The organism is Haloferula sp. A504, from assembly GCF_044385805.1.
Taxonomy (GTDB): Bacteria; Verrucomicrobiota; Verrucomicrobiia; order Verrucomicrobiales; family Akkermansiaceae; genus Haloferula.
In genome coordinates this window covers 94,169-118,069 of record NZ_JBISBU010000005.1, presented here as the reverse complement: position 1 = coordinate 118,069, position 23,901 = coordinate 94,169, and the positions used below count along the sequence as shown (strand labels likewise).

Annotated in this window: 17 protein-coding genes; 6 read left to right on the top strand and 11 right to left on the bottom strand. The window is 64.5% G+C overall.

Annotated features, from left to right (window positions below; translation table 11 throughout):
- Positions 1 to 147: 147 nt before the first annotated feature.
- The 3 genes from ACG2LG_RS04230 (at position 148) to ACG2LG_RS04220 (ending at position 2,774) form a co-directional block, all read left to right on the top strand.
- Entirely contained in the window at positions 148 to 1,101 is a 954-nt protein-coding gene (locus tag ACG2LG_RS04230; RefSeq protein ID WP_396256610.1) for a D-alanyl-D-alanine carboxypeptidase family protein, read from the top strand.
- A gap of 61 nt (positions 1,102 to 1,162) precedes the next feature.
- The gene (locus tag ACG2LG_RS04225) at positions 1,163 to 2,236 is read left to right on the top strand and encodes a 6-phosphofructokinase (protein WP_396256608.1); all 1,074 of its coding nucleotides are present in this window, start codon (positions 1,163 to 1,165) and stop codon (positions 2,234 to 2,236) included.
- 52 nt (positions 2,237 to 2,288) lie between these two features.
- Positions 2,289 to 2,774, top strand: coding sequence for an Lrp/AsnC family transcriptional regulator (locus ACG2LG_RS04220; RefSeq protein ID WP_396256606.1), 486 nt, complete (start codon positions 2,289 to 2,291; stop codon positions 2,772 to 2,774).
- 15 nt (positions 2,775 to 2,789) lie between these two features.
- On the opposite strand, the gene polA is transcribed toward ACG2LG_RS04220, so the two are convergent.
- On the bottom strand, positions 2,790 to 5,558 hold the full coding sequence (gene polA / locus ACG2LG_RS04215; protein WP_396256604.1) for a DNA polymerase I: 2,769 nt from the start codon (positions 5,556 to 5,558) through the stop codon (positions 2,790 to 2,792).
- Between the two features lie 97 nt (positions 5,559 to 5,655).
- Between polA and ACG2LG_RS04210 the strand changes: the two genes are divergently transcribed.
- On the top strand, positions 5,656 to 6,474 hold the full coding sequence (locus tag ACG2LG_RS04210) for a hypothetical protein (protein ID WP_396256603.1): 819 nt from the start codon (positions 5,656 to 5,658) through the stop codon (positions 6,472 to 6,474).
- Here ACG2LG_RS04210 and ACG2LG_RS04205 read toward each other — a convergent pair.
- The gene (locus ACG2LG_RS04205) at positions 6,467 to 7,939 is read right to left on the bottom strand and encodes a carboxypeptidase M32 (RefSeq protein ID WP_396256601.1); all 1,473 of its coding nucleotides are present in this window, start codon (positions 7,937 to 7,939) and stop codon (positions 6,467 to 6,469) included. The two genes, ACG2LG_RS04210 and ACG2LG_RS04205, sit on opposite strands and share 8 nt — an antisense overlap.
- A gap of 244 nt (positions 7,940 to 8,183) precedes the next feature.
- Between ACG2LG_RS04205 and ACG2LG_RS04200 the strand changes: the two genes are divergently transcribed.
- A complete protein-coding gene (locus ACG2LG_RS04200; protein WP_396256599.1) occupies positions 8,184 to 9,410 on the top strand; it encodes a hypothetical protein in 1,227 nt (408 codons plus the stop codon).
- A gap of 105 nt (positions 9,411 to 9,515) precedes the next feature.
- On the opposite strand, the gene ACG2LG_RS04195 is transcribed toward ACG2LG_RS04200, so the two are convergent.
- The 9 genes from ACG2LG_RS04195 to ACG2LG_RS04155 form a co-directional block, all read right to left on the bottom strand.
- Entirely contained in the window at positions 9,516 to 9,953 is a 438-nt protein-coding gene (locus tag ACG2LG_RS04195) for a hypothetical protein (protein WP_396256598.1), read from the bottom strand.
- A 241-nt stretch (positions 9,954 to 10,194) separates the two neighbouring features.
- Complete coding sequence (locus ACG2LG_RS04190) at positions 10,195 to 10,737, bottom strand: peptidylprolyl isomerase (protein ID WP_396256596.1); 543 nt, start codon at positions 10,735 to 10,737, stop codon at positions 10,195 to 10,197.
- A gap of 41 nt (positions 10,738 to 10,778) precedes the next feature.
- Positions 10,779 to 12,185 (bottom strand): hypothetical protein, encoded by a 1,407-nt coding sequence (locus ACG2LG_RS04185; protein WP_396256594.1) that lies wholly within the window; start codon positions 12,183 to 12,185, stop codon positions 10,779 to 10,781.
- Entirely contained in the window at positions 12,182 to 13,516 is a 1,335-nt protein-coding gene (locus ACG2LG_RS04180) for a hypothetical protein (protein WP_396256592.1), read from the bottom strand. Before ACG2LG_RS04180 ends, ACG2LG_RS04185 begins: the two co-directional genes overlap by 4 nt.
- Positions 13,498 to 15,063, bottom strand: a complete 1,566-nt coding sequence (locus tag ACG2LG_RS04175; RefSeq protein ID WP_396256590.1) for a hypothetical protein — start codon at positions 15,061 to 15,063, stop codon at positions 13,498 to 13,500. Before ACG2LG_RS04175 ends, ACG2LG_RS04180 begins: the two co-directional genes overlap by 19 nt.
- The gene (locus ACG2LG_RS04170) at positions 15,060 to 16,049 is read right to left on the bottom strand and encodes a prenyltransferase/squalene oxidase repeat-containing protein (protein ID WP_396256588.1); all 990 of its coding nucleotides are present in this window, start codon (positions 16,047 to 16,049) and stop codon (positions 15,060 to 15,062) included. The genes ACG2LG_RS04175 and ACG2LG_RS04170 overlap by 4 nt, the downstream gene beginning before the upstream one ends.
- Positions 16,046 to 16,666 carry a hypothetical protein gene (locus tag ACG2LG_RS04165; protein ID WP_396256586.1) on the bottom strand — a complete coding sequence of 207 codons (621 nt, stop codon included), beginning with the start codon at positions 16,664 to 16,666 and terminating at the stop codon, positions 16,046 to 16,048. Before ACG2LG_RS04165 ends, ACG2LG_RS04170 begins: the two co-directional genes overlap by 4 nt.
- On the bottom strand, positions 16,663 to 19,284 hold the full coding sequence (locus ACG2LG_RS04160; protein ID WP_396256584.1) for a hypothetical protein: 2,622 nt from the start codon (positions 19,282 to 19,284) through the stop codon (positions 16,663 to 16,665). The genes ACG2LG_RS04165 and ACG2LG_RS04160 overlap by 4 nt, the downstream gene beginning before the upstream one ends.
- A gap of 113 nt (positions 19,285 to 19,397) precedes the next feature.
- Entirely contained in the window at positions 19,398 to 20,018 is a 621-nt protein-coding gene (locus ACG2LG_RS04155; protein WP_396256582.1) for an MBL fold metallo-hydrolase, read from the bottom strand.
- A 163-nt stretch (positions 20,019 to 20,181) separates the two neighbouring features.
- Between ACG2LG_RS04155 and ACG2LG_RS04150 the strand changes: the two genes are divergently transcribed.
- Positions 20,182 to 23,856 carry a DEAD/DEAH box helicase gene (locus ACG2LG_RS04150; RefSeq protein WP_396256580.1) on the top strand — a complete coding sequence of 1,225 codons (3,675 nt, stop codon included), beginning with the start codon at positions 20,182 to 20,184 and terminating at the stop codon, positions 23,854 to 23,856.
- Positions 23,857 to 23,901: the final 45 nt, after the last annotated feature.

Genomic DNA, 23,901 nt, shown 5'->3' with positions numbered 1-23,901 from the left:
AATTGGCCCGGTCGTTGTGGTGCGAAGAAGCGCCGTCTGGGCCGCTTCACGGCGGCAGGCTAGGGGATGCGGAGGTCATGGCAAGGCACGATTTGGGAGGGACGCGTTTGCGGTTGAGGACTGCCTGCGGACCGCTAGACTCCCGCCGTGCGTTTCGCGAAAACATGGATTCGGGCAGTGGTGGCGGCTTCGGCGGTCGGGTTGCTGGCAGCGGAAGAGGCTCTCATGGTGGTCGAGGCCCATTCCGGCAAGGTGCTCATCGCCAACAATTCCACGGTCAAGCGCCCGGTCGCCAGCCTGACCAAGATCGCCACCGCCGTGCTGGTCACCGACTGGGCGGAGGCGGCCGGCGTGGACGTCGCGAAACGGGAGGTGGTGGTGCCCCCGGCCGTCGTGGCCCTTCCGGGGCCGAATCCCATGGCTCTGGTGCCCGGGGAACGGATGCTGATGATCGAGGCCCTGAGCTCGGCGGTCCTCGGCTCGGACAATGCGGCGGCACTCACGCTCGCGGATCACGTCGGCCGGGAGTTCCTCCGCCGCAAGGGCCGTCAGGGCGATCCGATCCGCGAGTTCGTGGATGAGATGAACCAACTGGCCAAGGCCCTGGAGATGCGGAAGACCACCTTCAGAAATCCGCACGGATTGGAATTGCCGGACCAGGTCGGGGTTTCGACCGCGGCCGACATCGCCAAGCTCTCGGTCTATGCGATGCGGCGCCCGGGCTTCACCTTCATCTCCCGGCAGAAGGAGCGGCTGATCACCGTGAAGGGGCTGGAACAACCCCGCAGCTTCAATGTGAAGAACACCAACGAGCTGGTTTCCGAAACCATCATCGGCCTCAAGACCGGGACCACCCGCGCCGCCGGGCAGTGCCTGTCGCTGTCGGTCGAGCGCCCGCCGCTGATTCGTCCCAAGCCGGACGGGAGCAAGGGCGTCACGCCCCGCAGGCTGATCGTTGTGCTGCTCAATTCTCCGGATCGATTCGCAAGAGCCCGCGCCTTGATTCCGCAGGGGTGGGGAATTTATGATCGCTGGGTTTCCGCCGGTGCTCCGGTGGAAAACGCCAAGCGGGAGATCCTCCACGTGCCGAATCCCCGTTGAGGTACGGCATTGGCAGGAGATTTCCCTTATCCGTGCCGGGTCCATCTGGTAGCTCGGATCCATGCGGATCGGAATTCTCAACAGCGGTGGCGACTGCCCGGGTCTCAATGCCGTGATCCACGGGGTCGTCGGCGCGGCCACCGAGTTGGGATGGGAAGTCTTCGGCTTCAGGGATGGCTTCGAGGGGCTGCTTTCGCCCGGGGACTCCCTGGTTCTCCGGCCCCAGGACACGATCGGGATCCTCAAGCTGGGGGGGACGATCCTTGGAACCACCAACAAGGGCCACTTCGCGAGCAGGATCGGGGCAAGCGGGGTCTCGGACACGCCGACCGAGGTCATCAGGAAGGGAAAACAGACCCTTGATGATCTGGGCATCGGCGCCCTCATCGTGGTCGGCGGCGATGGTTCGCTGAAGACGGCGCTCCAACTTTACCGCCAGGGCTGGCCGGTCATCGGGGTGCCCAAGACCATCGACAACGATCTCCAGGCCACCGCCATGACCTTCGGCTTCGACAGCGCGGTGAGCACGGTCGTCGACGGTCTCGACCGCCTGCACACCACCGCCGAGAGTCACAAGCGCATCCTCGTCCTCGAAGTCATGGGCCGCCAGGCCGGCTGGATCGCGCTGTGGGGCGGCATTGCCGGAGGTGCCAAGGTGATCCTCCTGCCCGAGATCCCCTTCGACCTCGGGAAGGTGGCGGATTTCATCCGTCAGCGCGATGCGTCCGGACTTCACAGCACGCTGGTTGTGGTGGCGGAGGGGGTCCGCTTGCCCGACGATGACATGGTCACCATTGATGAAAAAACGGGCGACCGGGTCCGCTTTGGAGGGGTGGGGGACGTGGTGGCCAACCGGCTCCAGGCCCTGACCGGAAAGGAAACGCGGGCGTGCACGCTCGGGCACCTCCAGCGGGGCGGGGCCCCGACGGCGCTCGACCGGATCCTCGGGGTTCGCTTCGGGGTCAAGGCGGTGAAGCTCGCCGAGGAAGGCGGCTTTGGGCGAATGGTCAGCTACCAGTCCTACCACGTCGATTCCGTGCCGATCGAGGAGGCCGTCCATCAACTCAGGACCGTCGATCCGGCTGGTGAGATGGTCCAGGTGGCCCGCTCGATCGGGATTTGCCTGGGCGACTGAGCCGGACGCCGGTCTTGAGCGCCGCCATCGATTCCGCTAGCGTCGCTTCCTCATGTCGATCGATCCCTTGCTTCAACTCCTGCGCCGCAAGGCGCGTCACTCCCATGCCGAACTGGCGGAGCTGCTGTCGCTCAGCGAGGACGAGGTCCGTGCGAAGCTGGCTGCGTGGGAGGAGGATGGAACGATCGTCGGTTACCAGGCGGTCATCGATCCCGAACGTGCCGGGGACGATGACGTCTCCGCCTTCATCGAGGTGAAGCTGACTCCGGAGCGGGGTGGCGGGTTCGACCGGCTGGCCCTGCGGATCGCCCGCTTCGAACCGGTGACCAGCTGCTACCTCGCGAGCGGAGGCTACGACCTGATGGTGGTGGTGGAAGGCTCGGACCTGAGGGAGGTCGCCCGCTTCGTTTCGGAGAAACTCAGTACGATGGATGGCGTACTCTCGACCGCGACCCACTTCCGACTGAAGACCTACAAGGAGAACGGCTTCCTCATCGACGCCGAGAGCGAGCCCGAACGGCTGGCCGTGGCTCCGTAGGGAGGTGGGTGTCCTTCAGTGCGCCGCGAGCCAGTCGGGGCCGGTGCCGTGTTCGACCAGAAGCGGCACGCCGCCGGGCAGCGGCATGGCGGTCTCCATGAGTCCCGTGATCTCAGGGAGCAGCGTCGCTTCCTCATCGGGAGCGAGGTCGAAGATCAACTCATCGTGCACCTGGAGAAGCATCCGGCTGCGGTACTTCTTCGTCCGGATCAGATCGTCGATCCGGATCATGGCCAGCTTGATCATGTCTGCCGCCGTGCCCTGGATGGGGGTGTTGATCGCCGCCCGCTCGGCGTTTCCGCGAATGGTCTGATTGCTCGACTTCAGGTCGGGAAACTCGCGGCGGCGGCCCGCGAGGGTCGAGACGTAGCCCTTGTCCCGGGCTTCCTCGATGGTGCGGTCCATGAACTCGCGGATGGCCGGGTACTGCTTGAAATAGTTCTCGATGATCTCTGCGGCTTCCCCGCGCGGGATCCCGAGTCGTTGGGCGAGGCCGAACGCCGAGATTCCGTAGATGATCCCGAAGTTCACCATCTTGGCGCCCCGGCGCTGGTCGGCACTGACCCCGGACTCGGCAACGCCCCAGACCCGGGCGGCCGTCGCCGTGTGAATGTCCTTCTGCTTGCGAAAGGCCTCGATCATCGACTCGTCACGAGCCAGGGCGGCCATCACCCGCAACTCGATCTGCGAGTAGTCGCAGCTCAGCAGGACGCAGCCTTCCCTGGGGACGAAGGCCCGGCGGATTTCGCGTCCGCTGGCGGAGCGCACCGGGATGTTCTGGAGATTGGGATCCGTGGATGCCAGACGACCGGTGGCCGCCACCAACTGGTGGAAGTGGGTGTGGACCCGCTTCGTCGATGGCTGGAGGTGGTTGGGGAGGGCGTCGACATAGGTCGACTTGAGCTTGGTGGCCTCGCGGTATTCGAGGATCTCATCGATGATGGGATGAAGGCCGCTTAGGGAAACCAGCGTCTGTTCATCGGTCTTGTACTGTCCGGTGCGGGTCTTCTTCGGCTTCTCGGTGAGCTTGAGTTCGTCGAAGAGGATCTCGCCGAGTTGCTTGGGGGAATTCAGGTTGAAGGGGCGCCCGGCATGGGTGGCGATGCCACTCGCAAGTTCCTCGATGCGCTGCTGGAGCTTTCCGCCGATGGCGGCGAGCGCGCCGGTATCCATGCGGATCCCCTCCATTTCCATGCGGACGAGGACCGGCATCAGAGGGGCTTCGATCGACTCGAAGACACCGGTCTGGTCGGCGGCATCGAGGTCGCGGACAAAGCGCTCGTAGAGCTGCCAGGTCACGTCGGCATCCTCTGCCGCGTATTCGGCGAGTGCCTCGAGCGGAATGCTGGAAACGTCGAGATGTTTGCCGTCCTTCTTCTTCGCCGCCTGGCTGAACAGGTCCTCCTCGACCTCCTCGGGAACCAGGTCCGCCAACTTGATGGGTCGGTATCCGAGGAGCGTCTCGCTCAGGTGATCCATGCCGTGCTTCATGCCGGGGTGCATCACGGCGTGCGCCAGCATCGTGTCGAAGAACGGACCCTCGACCGGAAAATCGTGACGCAGGAGGACACAGAGGTCGTATTTCAGATTGTGGCCGATCTTGTGGGCCCGTCCGGAAAAGACCTCCAACAGTGCGGGCCGCAGGGACTCATCGTAGGGCAGATACCAGCCCTCGTGCGCCTTCCACGAAAAGGCGATGCCGAGGAGGCGCGCCTCGAAGCGGTCGAGGGAAGTCGTTTCGATGTCGAAGCAGAACCGCTTGAGCGACTTCAACTCGCCGAGCAGGCGCTGCTGTTTCTCAGGAGTGTCGGCGAGCGTATAGGTGGGTTTCACGTCCGCCAGGGACCGGATCAACTCCGCACCCTCTCCCTCGTCGCCGGCGGCGTCCGACCCGGTCTTCGAGAGTTCCTCGTCCTTGCCGAACACCCGCTTCGCCAGCGTCCGGAACTCGAATTCATTGAACAACTCGCGGACCGCATCGGCGTCGGGTTCGTTCAATTCCAGATCCTCCCAAGCGGACTCCAGCGGGACATCGGTGATGATGGTCGCGAGATCCTTCGACAGCCTCGCCATCTCGGCGTTGGCCTCGACCTTCTCCTTCTGCTTGCCCTTCAGTTGGTCCGAGTTCTCGAGCACGCCCTCGAGCGACCCGAACTGCACGATGAGCTTCTGGGCGGTCTTCGGTCCGATCCCGGGGATCCCGGGGATGTTGTCGACCGAATCGCCCATCAGGCCGAGCAGGTCGATGATCTTTTCCGGCTGGTCGACCCCCCAGATCTCATGAAGCCGACCGGGGCCGATCACCTCGTGCTCGGCGCCCTGCTTTCCCGGACGCCACATGAAGGTGGTCGGGGAAACCAGTTGGGCGAAGTCCTTGTCGGGCGTCACCATGTAGGTTTCGTAGCCCTCCTCCTGCTCCGCGCGGCGGGCAATGGTGCCGATGATGTCGTCGGCCTCGTAGCCGTCGATCTCCAGCACCGGGATGTGGAAGGCCCGGCACAGGCGCTTGACGTTCGGGATCGCCGCCGCGAGTTCTTCCGGCATTTCCTCCCGCTGGGCCTTGTAGGCCGGAAACTTCTCGTGGCGGGGCGTGGGGGCCGAGGTGTCGAAGGCCACGCCGATATGGGTCGGCTTTTCGTTCTCGAGAATCGTGAGGAGGGTGTTGGTGAAGCCGTAGAGGGCCGAGGTGTTGATGCCCTTCGAGTTCCGGATGGGGTTCCGGATCAGCGCAAAGTGGGCGCGATAGACGAGCGCCATTCCGTCGAGGAGGTAGAGCCGGGGCATGCCTGAGCCTGTGCGGAGGGTGGGTCGGGCGTCCAGTGAAGAAGCAGGCGGTCAAAACTCTGGCAAAGAAGCGGGGTTTTCGTAACGTAATCCCAGCATGAAACCAGTTGTCGGACTCATCGGTATCGCAGTGGCGGGAGTGGCGGGCTATCTGTTGGAGCCATCGGTTCGCCCGTCCCTGATTTCAGTCCAGCAACCGGCCGCTCCGGAGGAACCCCGGTCGGAGGATCCTGAACCGGCGGCCGAACCGCCTCCGCCCGCACCCCAACCACCGGTCGAGCCGCCCTCAGCCGCTCCGCCTGCCTGGGTGGCGGCCCTCAAGCCGGACCAGTTTCCCGGCAAGGTGACGCTCAAGCGCAGCGTCGAGTTCTCCGCCCCGGGCGCGGCGCAAGCGCTGGTGATGGAGGCCGGGACCCAGGCGACCCCGGTCCGAATCGAAGGCAACGACCTCGTCGTCACCCTTGTGCCGGGTGGTCCCATAGAAGGCCGGGTGCCGGTGATGGAGACCGATCTCGTGGCCCTTCTCGGCAATCAGCCGCCGGCGGTCGAACCGCCAGCGCCCGAACCTCCCGCTCCGGATCCCGTCGAGCCTCCGGTCGCCGGTGGCGAACCGATGGAAGAGCCGGCGGAAGAACCGGCTCCGGAACCGGCGGCGAGTCTGGATGCCGAGGAGATCGTCAAGCTCATGCAGGACAGCATCAAGGCCGGCAGCGTCAGCGAGTTCACCTTCGACCAGGTCCTCGGCTGGAAGGCCGGGGAGGATGAGGAACGGGACGGCGTGACCTATCAGACCGGGCTCGTCGCCTACAAGGCGGAGACGATTTTCGGCGTGAAGACCATCCAGGCCCAGGCGCTGATCGATGGTGGAAAGATCGTCCGCTGGATCTGGCCGAAGAGTGGCATGGAAATCAAGTGAGGTAGCGGTCCCTGAGGTGCTGCAGGTGGGCCTCGGCCGACGGCTCCCGGCCGGTGGCGAGGCGGATGATCTCCGCGGGTTCGATCGTGGCACCGTGGCAGTGGACGTGCTTCTGCAGCCAGTCGAGCAGCGGCGCGTAGTCGGCGCTCTTCACGGAATCGGCGATCTCCGGCACCGCTTGTGAGGCGGCGAACAGCTGGGCGGCATGCAGATTCCCCAGGGTGTAGGTCGGAAAGTAACCGAGTCCTCCCATCGACCAGTGGATGTCCTGGAGGCAGCCCCTTCGATCGTCGGGAGGGCACAGGCCGGAGAGCGCGCCGAATGCCTCGTTCCAGGCGTCGGGTAAGTCGGCGACCGCGAGGCTTCCGTTCACCAACTGGCGCTCGAGATCGAATCGCAGCAGGATGTGGAGATCGTAGGTGGCCTCGTCGGCCTCGACCCGGATGAACGAGAATTCGGAGCGCAGCACGTGGCGCATGAAGGCGTCGAGCGGGAGTGAAGCGAGGCAGGGGAAATGCGCCTGTGCGCGGGGATACCACTTCTCCCAGAAGGCTCGCGACCGGCCGATGTGGTTCTCCCACAGCCGCGACTGGGACTCGTGGATGCCCAGGGACACCGACTCGCCGGCGGGCGTGCCGAAATCATCGTCGGCAAGCCCCTGCTCGTAGAGGCCGTGGCCGACCTCATGCATCACTCCGAAAAGGGACGAGGTGAAGTCGGCTTCATCGTAGCGCGTGGTGAGACGGATGTCGGACGGCCCGAGGGTGGTGCAGAATGGATGGGCACTCGAGTCGATGCGACCGGCGGAAAAGCGGAAGCCGAGAGCCTCGGCCACCTCCCGGTTGAAGGCTTGCTGGGCGGCCACAGGGTAGGGGCCTTCGGGAATTGTGGGCTGCTGCTCCGCTGACCGGCGGGTCGCTGCGGTGGCGATCTCCCGCAATTGAGGACGGACCTGATCGAACAACCCGCCGATCAAGGCGGTCGTGGCCCCACGCTCGTAGGTTTCCAGAAGCGCGTCGTAGGGCTCGTCCGGATACCCCCAGCACTCCGCCTTTTCCCGGGCCAGGCCGATCAACTCCTCAAGCACGGGTGCGAAGCGGGGGAAATCACTGGCCTCCCGGGCCGCCGCCCAGACTCCCTTGGCTCTGGAGGTCAGCGCGGCTTCGCGCTTGACGAGTTCGGTGGGGATCTTCGAGGCACGCTCGAAGCGCCGTTTCATCTCGCGGGCATTGGCCTGTTCCCGGGGTGACGAAGCCGAGGCCAGCGCCGACTCAATGGCATCCCGCCAGTCGGCCGACGTCTGCAGTTCATGGGCTTTCCCGGAAAGGGTCGCGAGCTGATTTGCCCGCCAGCGGGCGGCCTCCGGCGGCATCCGGGTCTCCTGGTCCCAGGAGAGGATCGCGGCGGCGGTCGAGTAGCAGGCGGCTTCGGCCGCGATCGGCTTGATTGGGGCAGTGGCGCTCACGGGCCCAGCTTCCCCCATCGATCGCTCTTGGAAAACAGAAAGTTCCCGACAGGCGGGGATCCTTCAAGGCTCCCGTCTTGCCGGGCGCGGCATTTCCACCGTGGACTCGGTCCCGGTCACCGAAAAGATGGACGTCGGTCCCAGCGCAAGGAGGGCGCCAACGCACCAATGATCCGGCGGGGGGGCGAGGGTGGTTCGGCAGGTTTTGCGTAGGATTTTGCGGCGTGGCAACGTTGCATGGGGCATGCGCTGGGGACTCGTCATGATGCTTGGAGCCGCCGGATTGGCCGGCGGACAGCAGACCGACGTCTGGGACCTGCCGCCCCTGCGCTACGCGGAAACACCAGCGACCGGGCGGATCGCCGAACTGATGGAGCGCCTGGAGGCGGACCCCTCGCTGGCGACCGGAACGGATGACCTGGAGCGCTTGAGTTTCGTTCTCGATTGGCTCGAAGTTCCGGAGAGCTCGCAGATCCTGGTGTTTTCCAAAACCAGCAAGCAGATCCGCCGGATCACCCCGGATTCGCCGCGGGCGATCTATTTTTCCGAGAACCACTACGTCGGCTACGTTCCGGGAGGGGCGATCGAGGTGATCTCCCAGGATCCGGTGCTCGGGCCGGTGTTTTACCTGATCGAGGCGGGTGGTCCGGCTGGAATGCGGATCGACCGGGACGTCAGCGAGTGCTTCTCGTGCCACGGCACCACGCGAACCGAAAATGTGCCGGGCATGCTGGTCCGGTCGGTGTTCCCGGATGGCGATGGGCGGCCGTTGCTTTCGCTCGGCTCGGTGACGGTCGATCACACCACCCCGATCGGTGACCGCTGGGGCGGCTACTACGTCACCGGCAACAGCGCGATCGGGCACCACGGAAACCGGGTGTTCGAAGAGGATGAATCCTTCCGCAAACTCGAACCGGACCGGATCGATGTTTCCCGCTATCCGCGTGGGACCAGCGATGTGGTGGCCTTGATGGTTCTCGAGCACCAGTGCCTCGTTCACAATCTCCTCAACGCCGCCTCGATTCGCTACAACCGGGCGGAATGGCTGGCGAAGGTGATTGATCCGCACGCGGATCCCGGCACCGGTCAGGCCGGCAGGATTGCCGATGCGATGGCCGGGAAGATCGTCGCGGCGCTGCTTTTCCGGGGCGAAGCGGATCTCGGTGAGGGAATCGAGGGTTCCCGGGACTATCAGCGCGACTACGCGGCACGATTTCCCAAGTCGTCGTCCGGGCGCTCGCTCGCGGACTTCAGGCTGTACGAGCGGATTTTCAAGCACCGCTGTTCGTGCATGGTCTATTCCAAGGCGTTCGACAGTCTGCCGCCGCGGGTCAAGGAGGCGACGTTGCAACTCCTGAGGGATTCGCTCGAGACGGGCGAAGGCCCCGCCGACCACCTGCCGGCGTCCGAGCGACGCAAGATCGTGTCCATTCTGGACGACACGCTGCCGGCGTGGCGAGGGAAGAGGTGAAGGCCGGCCTTTCGGTAACGGGCGGGGGGCTGTGCATACGATTGCCCGCCACCGTCCGGCCGACGCTTCACCAAATCCTCTCCGGGACGGGCCCGGGGAAAGCAATCAGCGAATGAACACGACGGCGATCGGCGATTCCTGATAGACCGCGACCACCATGCGCTTCTGCTTGGAAAAGTAACTCAGGCGCCGCGGGTCGATCGCGCGGGTGCCTTCCGCCTGTCGCAGGGTGACCTCCTCGGTGGCGAGCCACGAGCGATTGATCGACAGGAACTCCGGCCAGGACACCAGATTGCCGACCGGGCGCTCGCCGAGCTTGTCGCGGTGCTTGTCGGAAAGGTGGAGGACCGCGCCGCGGGGGATCATCGTCCAGTTGGTCCCGTCGTGGAGGATCTGGGCGTAGGTGGAGATGTCCGTCGAGGACGTGCGGATTCCGGTCGAGACCGATGCGTGCTCGGAAGCCGAGGCGGAGAAGGGTGCCACGAGGGCAAAAAGGGTGGCGGCCATCAAGGCACCACCGCGGGGGGAGCGGGGGAGTTTCATCTTGTAGGGGGATGGGGTGATTGTCGTCCGTGGGTGCGGCCGACGGGAGGGATTGAAATCCTGATGGCGTGGAAAATCAACCCGTCTTGACGGTTCCCACGCGATCACGGAGGGATGAAGGGGAGGGAATCCGGTCAACTTTGTCACCTATTGATGCAAAACATGCACAAAAAAGCCCTTACGCGCCGCAGCACGAGAGGGCCTGAGATGCTTCAAGTCTCTTAAGCAACCATCAAAAGACTCAGCGGTCGAGAATCGAGTTCCAGTGTTCGACGTCGTCCTTTCGCGACTCGAGGAGCGCACTGGCGTCATCGTGAATGGTGATGCGGGTGATCGCATCGCCCTTGCCATCCGCCTTGCAGCCCTGCTCGCCGGTATCGACCTTGCCGACGATGCTATTTACCACGTCCTGACCCGAGGTCACTTCGCCGAAGACGGAGTGACGGTTGTCCAGGAATGGAGTGGGCACCATGGTGACGAAGAACTGGGAGCCATTGGTTCCCGGACCGGCATTGGCCATCGAGAAGATTCCGGGTTTCGCGTGGCGCAGCTCGGGATGAAACTCATCGGCAAACTTGTAGCCCGGGCCACCACGTCCGGTTCCGGTCGGATCGCCACCCTGGATCATGAAGCCATCGACGACGCGGTGAAAGGCGATGCCGTCGTAGTATCCGCGCTGGGCGAGGTTGATGAAGTTCGCGCAGGTCAGCGGTGCCTTGTCGGCGAAGAGGGTCGCGTCAATGTCGCCCTTGTCGGTATGGATGGTGATCTTGATGTCGGCCATGCCCAGAGGCTCCGGCAGGGAGCTACCGATGGCAAACCGATTCAACCCTCCGGGAGCCCGCGCGGGTAGATGTTGAACTCGAGGCTGGAGAACACGCCGAGGTCGAACCTTGCCTCACCGAAGGTCTGTGAACGGCCGATCAGATGCCCGTCCTCGAAGCCGACCAACTGGAAGGTCAGGCGGCCGCCGTCGGTGAAGGAAGCCCGGATGTCGCCTTTGCGGCGGATCGGCTCCCACCGGAGTTCCGGATTGGCGGCCTCCTCGGCGGTTCGCAGGGCAAAGCTCCGGAGCCTCGACACCGGAAGCTCGAACTCATTGAAGCTCGTCTTCAGTCGCACCATTCCGTCGGCGATCTCGACGATCTCGCCATCGACGAGGTCGCCATTCCGCAGCTTGATGCCCTGGGATTCGTCCGGCCCGGAGGCTTCGGATTCGTCCGGCTCGGGTTCATCCATGTTTTGGAACTGAAACATCCGTCCGCCGAAATTTCGTCGGTCCTGTCCCCACTCGCCATCCACCACGCCGTCCCAGCTGGTGATCGCAATCCGAGAAATGCGTGTGCCGTTCGAATGGTCGGCCAAGAAATGAATGAAGGATCCCATCTTTGCCGGGTCCGGTGCCGCTTCCTGCCAGTCGTCGATGATCCGGCCGTCGATCATCAGCCGGAATCGCCCGGTGGTCAGGTCTTGGAGGATCTCGAAACGGATCTTGTCCCGTTCCGTGAACTCGCGGATGCCTCCCGAGCTTCCGATGGTCGACGAGTCGTTCGCGGTCTTCTTGCGAAGGTAGGCGTACTGGCTCTGGCACACCAGCTCGTAGCCATTCTTCATGTCGTCCGGGTTCTCACTGTCGGCGTGGAGGAACAGCCGGAACCGCGCGTTCTCCTGCCACGAGACATCGAAAGCAAAGCGGATGCGGTCGTGACGACCGATCTCGCGACCGATGCTCGAACCGCGCTTGCACACCAGGGCATTGTCCTCGAGCGACCAGCCATCTTTGATCGATTGCGTCCATGTCCCGAGTTCGGACGGTCCGAGGTAGATCACTTCCGGACGGCTTTCGATCTTCAGGGCGTCGACCATGTCGCGGCGCAGAATCAGCTCTCCGGCGTAGCTGGTCTGCAGGCCGATCTTGTCGTCGGTGACCTCGGTGAGGCACCCGCGCAGCTTGTCCCCGTTGGTCAAGGTGACTTCGGCAATGTGGTTGCCCTCGGGAAGATTGAAACCGGGAGATGGCGGGACTTCGATGCGGCTCACCGGGTCGACCCGGAAACGCTGGGGGGCCGTGAATGCGTCGGACTCCCAAACAAGCCCGGACTCATCGAAGGCGGCGAGATCGCCGCGGACGAGGTCTCCGTTGGTGAACAGCAGGGTCATGTCCCCATCCTTCCCGCGCGCCGGGGCGACGAGGATGAGTGCGGCGAGGAGCGCTGAAACGGGAAGGTTCATGGTTCGTCCGGAGAATCGGTCGACGGTTCCTCTGCCAACTCCCTGCGGTCAAGGGAGGTCACGGCCGGGCGCTGGATCTCGAGCGGGCCAAGAAGTTCATGCTCGAGGAAGAGGGTCCGATCATCAAAGCGCCCGCTGGCGGCGCTCAGGCGCCCCCCGGCGGCGAGCCCGAAGAACAGCGGCGAGCCTTTCGACTCGGCCTTGTTTCCGGCGAGGAAGATCGTGGAGATGCGGTTCACCGGGATCTCCAGGGCATTCGCCAGGTGGGGGCTCTGGAACAGGACCACGGGCCGGCCATCGCGAACCGCGGTTTCGAGCAGCTTGCCTCCGAAGCGCTGGCCGTCGTGGTCGATCACCGCGTCCGCCTTCTCGTCGCCGCGGTCTTCCCCCTTGTGCCGGTCGCCCGAGGCGTTCCACTGGCGCAGTTCCAGATTGGAGACGACGTGCGCGCGCTCTCCCTTGGTCCCGCTCTCGAAGACAATGCCGCTGGCTTCGGGCATCTCGTCGAGTTGATCCGGAAAACGACCCTCGAGTTCGCCGTCGAGATAGAGGTAGAGCATCCTGGCCGGACGATCGACCCGCAGTTCGATGCTGACCTCGCGCTCCCTGAAGTCCTCGGGGCCGCGGTTCACGACACCCAGCGGATGATAGGACGTCTTGCCGGTGCTCTGTCGCTTGAGTTCGAACCCGGCGGTGTTGAACTGGAGGTAGTAGCGGTCGAGTTCGCCGCCCGAGCCCTTGCCGGGATCCGAGCAGAAGAAGACCTTGAAGGCGGGGCGCTGCTCCCATTTCAGGTCGAAGGAAAGCGAGAACGCGGGCGGGAGTTCGTCGAAGGCCCGGCCGACGAAGCCGGTACCGGAGGAAACGAGTTGGTCGTCTTGGATCGACCATTGGTCGGAAGGCGTGAGCCAGCCGGCCTCGTCGCCCAACCCGGAGAGAATCACCCGGTGGGGACGGATCCCGAGTTGCATCCGGTCGATGACATCGCGGGCGATCGACAGATCCCCGGCGAAAGCGGTCCGCACGGCAATCTCCTTGTCACCGATCGAAAGCAGGTCACAGGGGACCATGTCTCCGTTGATGAGCTGCACCCGGGCATCATGATCGAGTGGCGCGGGAGCCTCGTTGGAGAAGTCCACCCGCCGGATGCGCCCGGGCCTGACCTCGATGGCATCGAGCGCGACATCGGCCTCGATGGTCAGCGAACCGTCGGCCTTCATCGAGACCACGGTTCCGGTCAGGCGTCCGCCATCGGTGAGCTTCAGTTCGTCGCCGTGTCCGATGCCGGCTGCCACCCCGAGGGTGGCGATGATCAATAGTCGTCGCCCCATGCGTCGAGAAAGTTGCCGCCTTCGCGGAATTCGAGGATGACCGCGCTTTCCAGATCAAGCGTCAGATCACCCATGAGTTTGGATTTGAGAGCCATCTTGTCCGAGTCGGTCACCCCGGGCACGCCGCTGATGATTCCGATGGGCTGGAAATGGATGCGGATCCGGTCGTCGGAGATGGGATCGATCTCGCGCAGGCCCCGGGCCGCGAAGCGGATGTCGGCGATCTCCTCGGTCGGGATCACCAATGGAGCGTAGCGGCCTTCGAGGGTGAGCTGCCCGTTGTGGATGGTTTCAACCCGGCCGGACACCCGGTCGGTTCCGTTGGTCAGGAGAACCACATCCCATTCCTCGCTCTCGAGACTGCGGGCGGCATCCGGCATGCCATTCCACTCGGCGAGGATGATGTCGGAAAGCCGCAGGGGATTCTCCGATCCATCGACACGGAAGCCGATTCCGCCGCCGGGGGTCCACGAGTCGTCCTCATCGCCCTCAACCGGTTCGATGAGCCACTGCATGGCAAACTCGCCATTGACGAAGAGCGAGATGAATCCCTCGTCGAGATCCGTGCGCAGTTCGAAATCCGCCGAGCCGGAATCGTCGATCTGCAGGCTCCGTTTCGCGGCTCGAATCGTGTTGATGTAAGGTGTGCCGTCCTTGCCGTAGCCGCTCTTGTAGAGCGTCACGTAGTTGCCACGCAAGGTCATGACCAGGGCGCGGCCGAAGTAGCTGGTGAGTTCACTCATGCTCGAGACGACGCGCCTCGCATTGTTGGCTCCGCCCTCTTCGTCATCCTTCTCCACCGGCGGCTTCGGAGCGAAATCCGCATGGAAGGCGACCGCCACCGGCGAGCGTCCCCGCCAGTCGAGATGGAAACGGAAGACGGAACGCCGGGGCATGTCGGCATCCAGTGTCAGCGCGTCCCCTCCGGCGACATGGTACCAACGGGAGCCGAGGTGCCGCCACGTCGCCTCCTCCTCCTTTTCTTCCTCCGCCGGTTCCTGCGATTCTTCCGGGGCGGGTGGTTCCTGCTCGTCGGCCTCCTCGTTTTCCTCCGGATCGGCCGCGGCCTTGGGCTCGGAGCCGTCATCGATCTTCCACTCATCCGGATCGAAGGGGCCGGCGTAGATGAGTCGGCCTCCGAAGGGATTGGGGGCGATCCGCTTGACCACGTCACGCGGAATCACCAACAGCCCGGCCGCCGGACTGTCGACCGTGAGGTTCTCGGCATCGAGGCCGGTGATGGCACCGGGAATGCGATCGCCGTTCATCAACTCGATGTGGGAGGTCGAGTTGTCGGTTCTCAGGCTCGCCGCCCCGCGCAGGATGATCTGCCGGACCTTGTCGGTGCGGAACTCCATGGGAGCGACGCCGTCGTCGCGCTCCCACCGCAGCACGCCGTCGCGATCGATTCCGCCGAAGCGTCCCTCGAGCTCCCCGTTGGTCAGGCGCAGGAGATCCGGGCTGGTTTCCTCGGCACCCGCGGTGCCCGCGGTGGCCGCAATGAGCCCGGCGAGGAGGATGGCTGGGGTGGGGATGAGTCGGTTCATTTTTCGTAGATCGGGAGGAAACGGTAGTTCAGGGCAAGCGACAGCAGGGCGCTGGCGGTGTTGAAGGATTCTCCCTTGTTGCCGGGCCACGACCCGTCCGGGCGCTGAATGGTCGAAAGGTAGCGCAGGTTCTTCTGGTTCCATTCGTTCCACAGGTTCTCATCGGCGTGGAACAGGGCCTGCGACATGTAGTATTCGAAGTAGTAGGGATAGTTGCGGTCCCGGTAGTTGAGGTTCTTCTGCAGGTAGCCCACGCTTTCGGCGAATCCTTTCCCGTCCTTTTCCTTGGCTAGGGCGAGGCAGGTCACGCCGATGGCGGTGAGGGTCGGCTTGCTGCCGCCGGCGGAGGTGTAGCCGTAGCCGCCGTCGCCGCCGCGGCAGCGCGACATGTAGGCGAGGCCCTTCTTGATGGCCTCGTCGGGCACGGGGATTCCGGCGTTCCGGGCCCCGAGCAGGGCGACCAGTTGGCATCCCGAAACGGTGGTGTCCGCATCGCGGGCATCGGGCGTGTAGCGCCACGCTCCGGATGGATTCCGCTCCTGGGCATTGAGGATCAGCTCGACGGCGATCTGCAGGGCGGGGGCGATCTTGGGGTCGTCCACGATCCCGTAGGCTTCGGCGAGAGCGAGCGTGGCGAATCCATGGTTGTACATCGAGGTGCCGATGTAGCCGTTGCTTTCGCGCTGCCGGGACAGGATGTAGGAGATGCCCTTGCGGATTACCTCGCGGTAGGTGCCGTGATTCGGATCCTCGCCGTGGGCCAGGAAGGCGATGACCGCCAGACCCACCACGCCGGGTTCGCTCCCCATCCGGTCGTTCCAGGCACCATCGGCGTTCTGACTTTTCGCCAGATAAGCCAAGCCGCGTTCGTAAACCGTCTCAAGTTGGGCCGGAATCGGATCGTCCGGACGTCGTCGCAGATCCTGTCCCAGCGCCGGGATCAGGAAGCCGATGGCGATCAGGCCGTGGAGGAAAACGCGGGTCATTTCTCGATCAGGCGCTCGGCGCCGCGGTTGTAGGCCTTCAGGGCGTCTCCAAACTCGGCCGGCAAACCCTTCCCGGCCTGCCCGGCACCCTTGGGCACCCGTCGCTCGACGACGCGGCCTTCGTTGGCTCCGCCAACATCCGAATTGCCGGTGTCGGACTCGCCGGTCATGCCCTCGCCGCCCTGGTCACCGGGCTTCTCGCCTTCCCCGGGCTTGCTGCCGGGTTCCTTGCCCATCATCCGCTCGAGCATGTCCATCATCGCGCCACCGGCGCCCTCCGAGGGGCTGCCGCCCGACTGCTTCTGGCGTTCCTTGGCGGCTTCGTAGATTTTCTCGATGACCTCGGTCTGGGCGGCGATCGTCACCCCGTCCGTTTCGTGCTCATAGAGCCGCTCGCTCGCCTCGTCCATGGCATCCTCGACCTCGCGGAAGAGTTCGATGACCTTGGGGTGGGTCTGCTCGATCGTCAGTTGCTGCACGTCCGCGGCGAGCTCGTCCTGACGGTCGGACAGGTTGCGGGATCCGGTCTGGTGCCGGCTGATTTTCTCCGCCAGTTCGGGATCGTCGGCCGACCACGCGAGGAGCGGGGCGAGCAGGATGGCAATGATCTTCTTCATGGAGTCTTCTCGAGTTCGTAGGATCGCCTCAGGGTTTCGAGCGCACGGGTGCGGGCCCGGAGGTCCTGCTCCTGCTGGACCATCCGCATCACGCGCAGCATGAATTCGAAGTCCTCGTCTTCGCCGCCGCCACCACCTCCGCCGCCGCCACCACCGCCGTCTTCCTTCACGGCGCCCTCGAGCTTGTCGGCCCATTCCTTGAGCAGGGCCGCCCACTCGGTGGCGGACTTGGCGGCGATGAAGCCGTGGTTGCGGCTGAGGCGCGAGCGGACGTCCTCCAGACCGAGATCGATCTCCGACTCGACCATCTCCTGGAGGATCTCGCCGTAGGCCTCCTTCGCGGTGCGCGTGAAGAAATGCCCGAGATCCTCCTCGATCCACCGGACTTCGGATGCGGTCTCCGACTGCTGGCGGATGGTCTCGTCAAGTTTCGTCAGATCCGCCGGATCCATCTGCTCGCGGCGCAGTCCGAAGTGCTCGGATTGGGCGAGGGAGGCCTTCGCCACGCCTTCCTCGTCGGAGGCCGCCTTCTTGAGGCGTGCCACAAAGGTGCTCGCCTCGAAGCGCTCGTTGGCGTCGTTGGCCTTCTCGATGGTTTCCTGCATCTTCTCGAGAAGCTCACGCTGCTTCTCGACGGCTTCCTTCATTTCCTGCTCGGACTTCTCGCCGGTGTTTTTCGGGTCGCCGGCCTCGCCGAGGTTTTCCTGCACCTCGGGCATGTCCTGCTCGCCGAGCTCCTGCATCGACTTCATCGCCTCGGCCATCTTCTGCAGCGTCTCCTTGTCGATGGTCTCGTTTCGCGCGCTCTCCTTGAGCAGCTCCTCCATCTTCCGGGTCAGTTCCTGCATCTTCTCGGATTGCTGGCGCTCCGACTCCTCCTGCTGCTCAAGCCGCTCGGCGGGCTCACCTTGGCGCAGTTCCTCGCCATCGAGCCTTTCAAGGCGCTGGTTCTCCTCGAAAAGACTCCGCTCGCGGCGGGTCAGGTCCTCCAGTTCACCGATCGCGCGGTCGAACTGGTTCTTCAGCATCTGGGCATGCTCTTCCTCGCTCAGGATGTAGAGGATCACCGGCTGCGAGTAGATGCGGCCGCGGTCCGGCATGTAGTCCTCGACGTAGGCGCGCAGGGTGAGCTTCTGCGGACCGATCCCGTGGGTCTCCGGAGAGAAGGCGGCGGGTATCGAGGCACTCTTCAACCGCGGGTGGCCCTTCTCGAGGACCAACTCTCCCTTGGCGGAGTCGTTGGAACCGGGGCGCGTCGGTTCTCCGACCCACTCCAGGCCGTATCCGCGGATCCCGAAGTCGTCGCTGGCCACGACATCGAAGTCCACGGTCTGGCTCGGCAGCAGGGCCCGCTGGCTGGGAACCCCCTCCATGTAGCAGGAAGGGGCCTCGTCCGGCACCGCCTGGATCCGCAGCTTGAAGCCCTGACTTCCCTCGAGCCCGAGGGAATCCGTCCACATCATCGGAACCTCCAGAGAAGTCTCGGCGATTTCGATCAAGTCCGTGGTTGCCATCGGTCCGCGCAGGTTCATCGGCTGCGGATCGGACTCGGACTCCGGAGCCGAGTCGGAGGCTTCATCCCGGTCCATCGCCGCCACGGGTCCGAAACGCGCCTCCTTGAGCGCCCGGCTGACCTCGATGCCAAGGCGGACCTCCGATCCGCGCACGGCGGTGAGGGTGCCGGTCGGCAGGTCGAGGGACTCGTCCTCGAGTTGGAGGTAGTCGGGATAGTCGACCTCGGCGATGCTGCGGTCGACCACGGGCCGGAGGGCGGGAACGACGCGAATCGAGTGGCGGGCATCCCCGATCTCGAAGCGCACGTTTCCGGGCTCCTGCTGCCCGGGGAAATCGAAACTATAGACCCGTCCGTCCAGGCCGGCGGTGACGGGGTCCTGACGCTCGATGCGGGCCAGCCCGGAGCCGGGCGTCCACTCGCTGGCGTCGTCCAGCCGGACCTCGAGCGTGAAGGCCTCTCCCTGGGCGACCGGGAGTTCTCCCGGCAGGGTTTCCAGCAGGGTGAAGGTGTAGCGCGGGGTGGAGGACAGGGGGAAAAGCCAGCGCTTGAGTGAATTCATCCCGGCCTGGGGCACCAGCGTGAGCGCCGTGCCGGCAACCAGGAAGAGGGCGACGACCGCGAGCGACCAGCGCCGGTGCCGGGAAACCGGCAGCGAGTCGTCCAGTTTCCGCCGGGCGGTCTCCGCGGCCACCGTCTCGATCGCGGCGGCCCGGAGCCGGGGTGAGAGGCTGTCGGCATTCTCCGTCTGGTCGCGCAGTTCGATGACGCCCAGCAGGCGGTCGCCAAGGCCGGGATGCCTGCGGGCGATCAGGCGGGCGAGCTGGTTCTCACGGCGGTGCTTCCAGACCCAGCGATGCAGGAGCATCGGCGCGAACACCACCGCCAGCGAGGTGCCGCTCAGCAGAATGGCGAGCCGGACCAGCCCGGGCGTCTGCCAGATGCGGTCGAGACCGAAGACGATCAGGTAGGAAAAGATCAGACCGAAGATCCCGGCCAGCACGGCCTCCGCAATCTTGGTACGCCACAGGCGCCGCCGGAACTCTGCGAGCTGGTCGCGGAGCGACTCCGGGAGGGTGACCGACGGTTTGGTTGGGTCTGGCATGAATGGATAACGGTGGGGACTCCCGGGGCTTTGCGAAAACTTCCAGAGGAATAACCTCAATTCCAGCGCAAAACCCCCTCGGGTGCAGCGAAGGCGGAAGCCGGCCTTGTCTCTCAGATTCGTCGCACGATCGGGTTTTCGGCAGCTTCCGTGCCAATCGTGGTCTCGGGACCGTGGCCGGGGAGGACCCGGGTGGCGTCGGGCAGCGGGTAGATCTGCTCGCGGATGCTCCGGCTCAGAACCGCCATGTCGCCTCCCGGCAGATCCGGCCGGCCCGTCGATCCGGCGAACAGGGTGTCTCCGGCGAAGAGGGCCGCCGCATCCCGGTCGTAAAAGCTCACGCTGTCGGTCGAGTGCCCCGGGGTGTGACGCAGCTCGAGGGTCAGGCCGTCGATTTCCAGCGATTGCCGGCCTTCGATGACATGATCCACCTCGTAGGGATCCACGTCGAAAGGCATGCCCCACTCCCGGACCACCTCCTCGAGCGTCAGCGACCGGTCGAAAGGTTTCCAGGCATGCACCGGAACCCCGCGCGCCGAGATGGCGCCGGCGGTCATGACGTGATCGAAATGCTGGTGGGTCAGAAGCAGGGCGATCGGCTGGATTCCGAGATCGTCCAGCCAGCGGTCGGCGTCGATCGGCGCGTCGATCATCACCCACGCCCCGCCCGGGGTGGGGGCGAGGTAGGAATTGGTGAGCAGATAGCCGCCTTCGAATCGTTGAATGCCTTCCACGCCGAAAGACTTGGTCGGGGGGATCGCGGGTGTCAAACCCGGTGCGCGGCGGGAATCGTCCTGTGGCTCAGGTTTTTGTTGCCGGATTCAAATACGGGGATCTATCCTTCCGGCCCGCTTTCGACCCGGTGGATGACCGGCGGGCGGACCCTCCCTTCCCGCCATGAATCCTGATCGCGCGACTCTCAATTTCCTGAACAGCTTTCCCGAAGAGGCCCGTCGAAAAGGCGAGCAACTCCAACAGGACGGGACGGTCACCCAGATTTTCGGCAACCACCTCTTCATCCAGGGCAGGGTGGAGGATGAATCGGGAACCTTCCGCACCAGCCTGAGACTTCAGGGCAATCGCTGGTTCGGGTCCTGCACGGCCGAGGACGACATCGTCTCGGGTGCCTGCCAGTACGCCACGATGATGGAGCGCATGCATCGCGGCGAGGACCTGCCGGAGAGCCCCAACGAGTTCGACGACACGCCGGTTCTCGACGTGATCGAGGACAAGCTCGGGCGCGAACTCGACGACAAGGAGGCCGACTTCGTCTCCAAGGTCGAGAAGCGCTACCGCCGCTACGTGATCGAGGGCGAGATCCACGATCACGACATGGTGCGGCTGACGCCCCGGTGGGAAATCACCACCTACGAGCCGCTCGAGCTCTGGCCGATGCCGCCGGGCGACATTCTCGAGTTCTGGAACTACCTGGCCTACGCGTTCTACAAGAAGAAGCTTCCCTACCCGGACTTCATGAACGTCATCACCGACCTGAACTACGTTCAGAAGAAGATGGCGGACTGGGAACAGGAGCGCGAGGTCGCGGCCTGGTACGAGCGGATCGAGCACGTCAACGAGCGGCCTCCCCAGGCACCGCCGGTCGGGGTCCGGTTCCGTCTGGTGGCCACGATCAACGAGGCCCGGCTGGAGATCAGCGAAAACGAGGGTCCGTGGCAGCAGCTCCGCGAGAAGAACGAGATCGAGCGCCTGTTGCCGGCCTTCGGTGAGGCGGCGCTGAAGATGGACGCCCCGAGCCAGTTGCTCTGGGAGCATTTCCTTTCGTATTACCGCGAACACGGGGACACGACCTTCGACTTCGACCAGGAGGAGGCGTGCCGCTTCATGAACCGCCTGTTCCGCCAGCCGGCCCTCAAGGGCTACCTGGTCAACCTCGACGAGAACGACTTCAAGGTGGTCGACCAGCCCCTCCACTGGACCTGCGAGGACGACCCCTACGACTCGTCGAGCTTCGCCCTGCAGCTCGTCACCCAGGAGGGCGAGAACGTGACTCACTCGGTCCGGATGCTCCCGGGTCGCAAGGAACTCTATCAGTCCGACGAGACGGTCTTCCCGGGCCCGCCCCGTTGGCTTGAGGAAACCGAGATCATGCCCCGCTACCTGATTCCCAAGCGGGTCATCGATTCGCTCGAGGGCGTCGAGTTCCTGCGCAAGATCGGATCGACGCTACCCGACTCGCTGAAGAAGCGGGTCGTGGACCTCGAGCTCAAGCCCCGCTTCGAGCTCAAGCTGGTGGCCGGCCTCACCGCCGCCGAAACTGAACACCTCGTGGTCGAGGTCGCGGCCATCGAATCCAAGGACCGCCGCACCGAGAAGCTCACCAAGGAAGGCTGGGAGGTCGTCGAACAGAAGCCGCTCAAGGGCCGACAACTGCTTCGATTCGCGCGGGAGGCGCTTCATCCGGTGCCCTTCCTGCTGGAGGACATGGGCCTCACCTACGACGAGAAGCTCGGCGCCTTCAAGTCGCGCATCACCAAGCAGTTCCCCGAGAAGTTCGCCGAGTGGATCGACTCGATGCCGAAGGAACTCGACCTCGACATCGACAGCCGTCTCAAATCCATCCTCGCCGACCCGGTCACGGCCGCGGTGCGCTTCGAGGTGGTCAATCAGGACATCGACTGGTTCGACCTGCGCATCGTCATCGACGTCGAGGGCGTCAACCTCTCCAAGACCCAGATCCGCCAGCTCGTCGCCGCCCGCGGCGGCTACGTCCGCATGGAGGATGGCTCGTGGATGCGGCTCGAGATCAAGCTCGACCCCGATCAACGCGACGCGGTCACCCGGCTGGGCCTCGACCCCTTCGACCTCTCCGGGGAGACCCACCGGATGCACGCCCTTCAACTGGCCGACCCCAAGGCGGCCGAGGTTTTCGACCCGAAGGCATGGAAACGGATCAAGGACCGGGCCGGCGACATCACCATCGAGGTCAGGCCGGAAGTGCCCAAGGCCCTCAACGCCAAACTCAGGCCCTATCAGGTCGAGGGATACCAGTTCCTGGCCTACCTGGCGACCAACCGCTTCGGCGGCATCCTCGCCGACGACATGGGCCTCGGGAAGACCATCCAGTCGCTGACCTACATCCTGTGGCTCCACGAGGCCCGTGATGACGCCAACGAGTCCCACCGCCCGGCCTTGATCGTCTGCCCGAAGTCGGTGCTCGACGTCTGGTCCAGCGAGGCCGAGAAGTTCGCGCCGGAACTCCGGACCAAGATTCTCCGCAATCGCGACGACCTCGACGTCGCGCACATCCAGGAGAACGTGGACATGCTGATCCTGAACTACGCCCAGCTCCGGGTCTGCGGCGATCTGCTCAACGAACTGAAGTGGCTGACGGTGATCCTCGACGAGGGCCAGCAGATCAAGAACCCCGACTCGAAGGCCGCGAAGTGCGCCCGCGAACTCGATTCCCAGAACCGTCTGGTGCTCACCGGCACGCCGATCGAGAACCGGCTGCTCGACATGTGGTCGCTGATGGCCTTCGCGATGCCGGGCGTGCTCGGCAGCCGCGCCTACTTCAAAAAGCGCTTCGACAAGCGCAAGGACCCGCTCTCGCAGAACCGCCTCGCCGCGCGCCTGCGTCCGTTCCTGCTGCGCCGGACCAAGCTGCAGGTGGCCCAGGACCTCCCGCCGCGGACCGAGGAGGAGGTCTATGCCAAGATGGACGGAGTCCAGCAGGATCTCTACAAGGCCGAACTCAAGCGGATCCAGAAGGCCTTGCTCGGCCTCGATTCCGACGAGGCGGTGAAGAAGAATTCCTTCGCCATTCTCCAGGGGCTGATGCGCCTGCGGCAGATCTGCTGCCACCCCGGGCTCATCGACCCGAAATACCTGAAGGAAGAGAGCGCCAAGATGGAGTCGCTCTTCTACCTTCTCGACCAGCTCTACGAGGAAGGTCACAAGGTGCTCGTCTTCTCGCAGTTCGTTTCGATGCTCGACCTGATCAAGGCGCGCCTCGAGCTCGAGGCTCGGCCGTTCCACTACCTCACCGGCCAGACCAAGGACCGCAAGGGGGAGATCGAGCGTTTCCAGACGACCAAGGACCCCTCCGTGTTCATGCTTTCACTCAAGGCGGGCGGCTCGGGTCTCAACCTCACCTCGGCGTCCTACGTGATCCTCTACGATCCGTGGTGGAACCCGGCGGTGGAAAACCAGGCCATCGACCGCACCCACCGCATCGGCCAGAAAAACAAGGTGATCGCCTACCGGTTGCTGACCCGCGACACCGTCGAGGAAAAGATCCGCATCCTCCAGCACCAGAAGACCCAGCTCGTGACCAACGTGCTCGGGGACGAGGGCTTCGCCTCGAACCTCGGGCTCGAAGACCTCCAGTTCATCCTCAGCCACGGGGGGGATGATGAGGAAGAACAGCAGCAGCAGGGCGCGGCGAAGAAGGGCGGCCGGAAAGTCGGTCCGAAGAAGCGCGATGTGGCCGAGGTCCTTGCCGACAAGGCCGCGGAGGAGGCCCAGGAAAAAGCCGCGAAAAAGGCCGCCAAGAAACTGCCCAAGAAGCTCCCGAAAAAGGCCGCCAAGAAGGCCGCGAAGTCGAAGAAATGACCGCCCCGCGCGCCAAGCTTGATTGATTTGGCGGCGAAGGCGGGT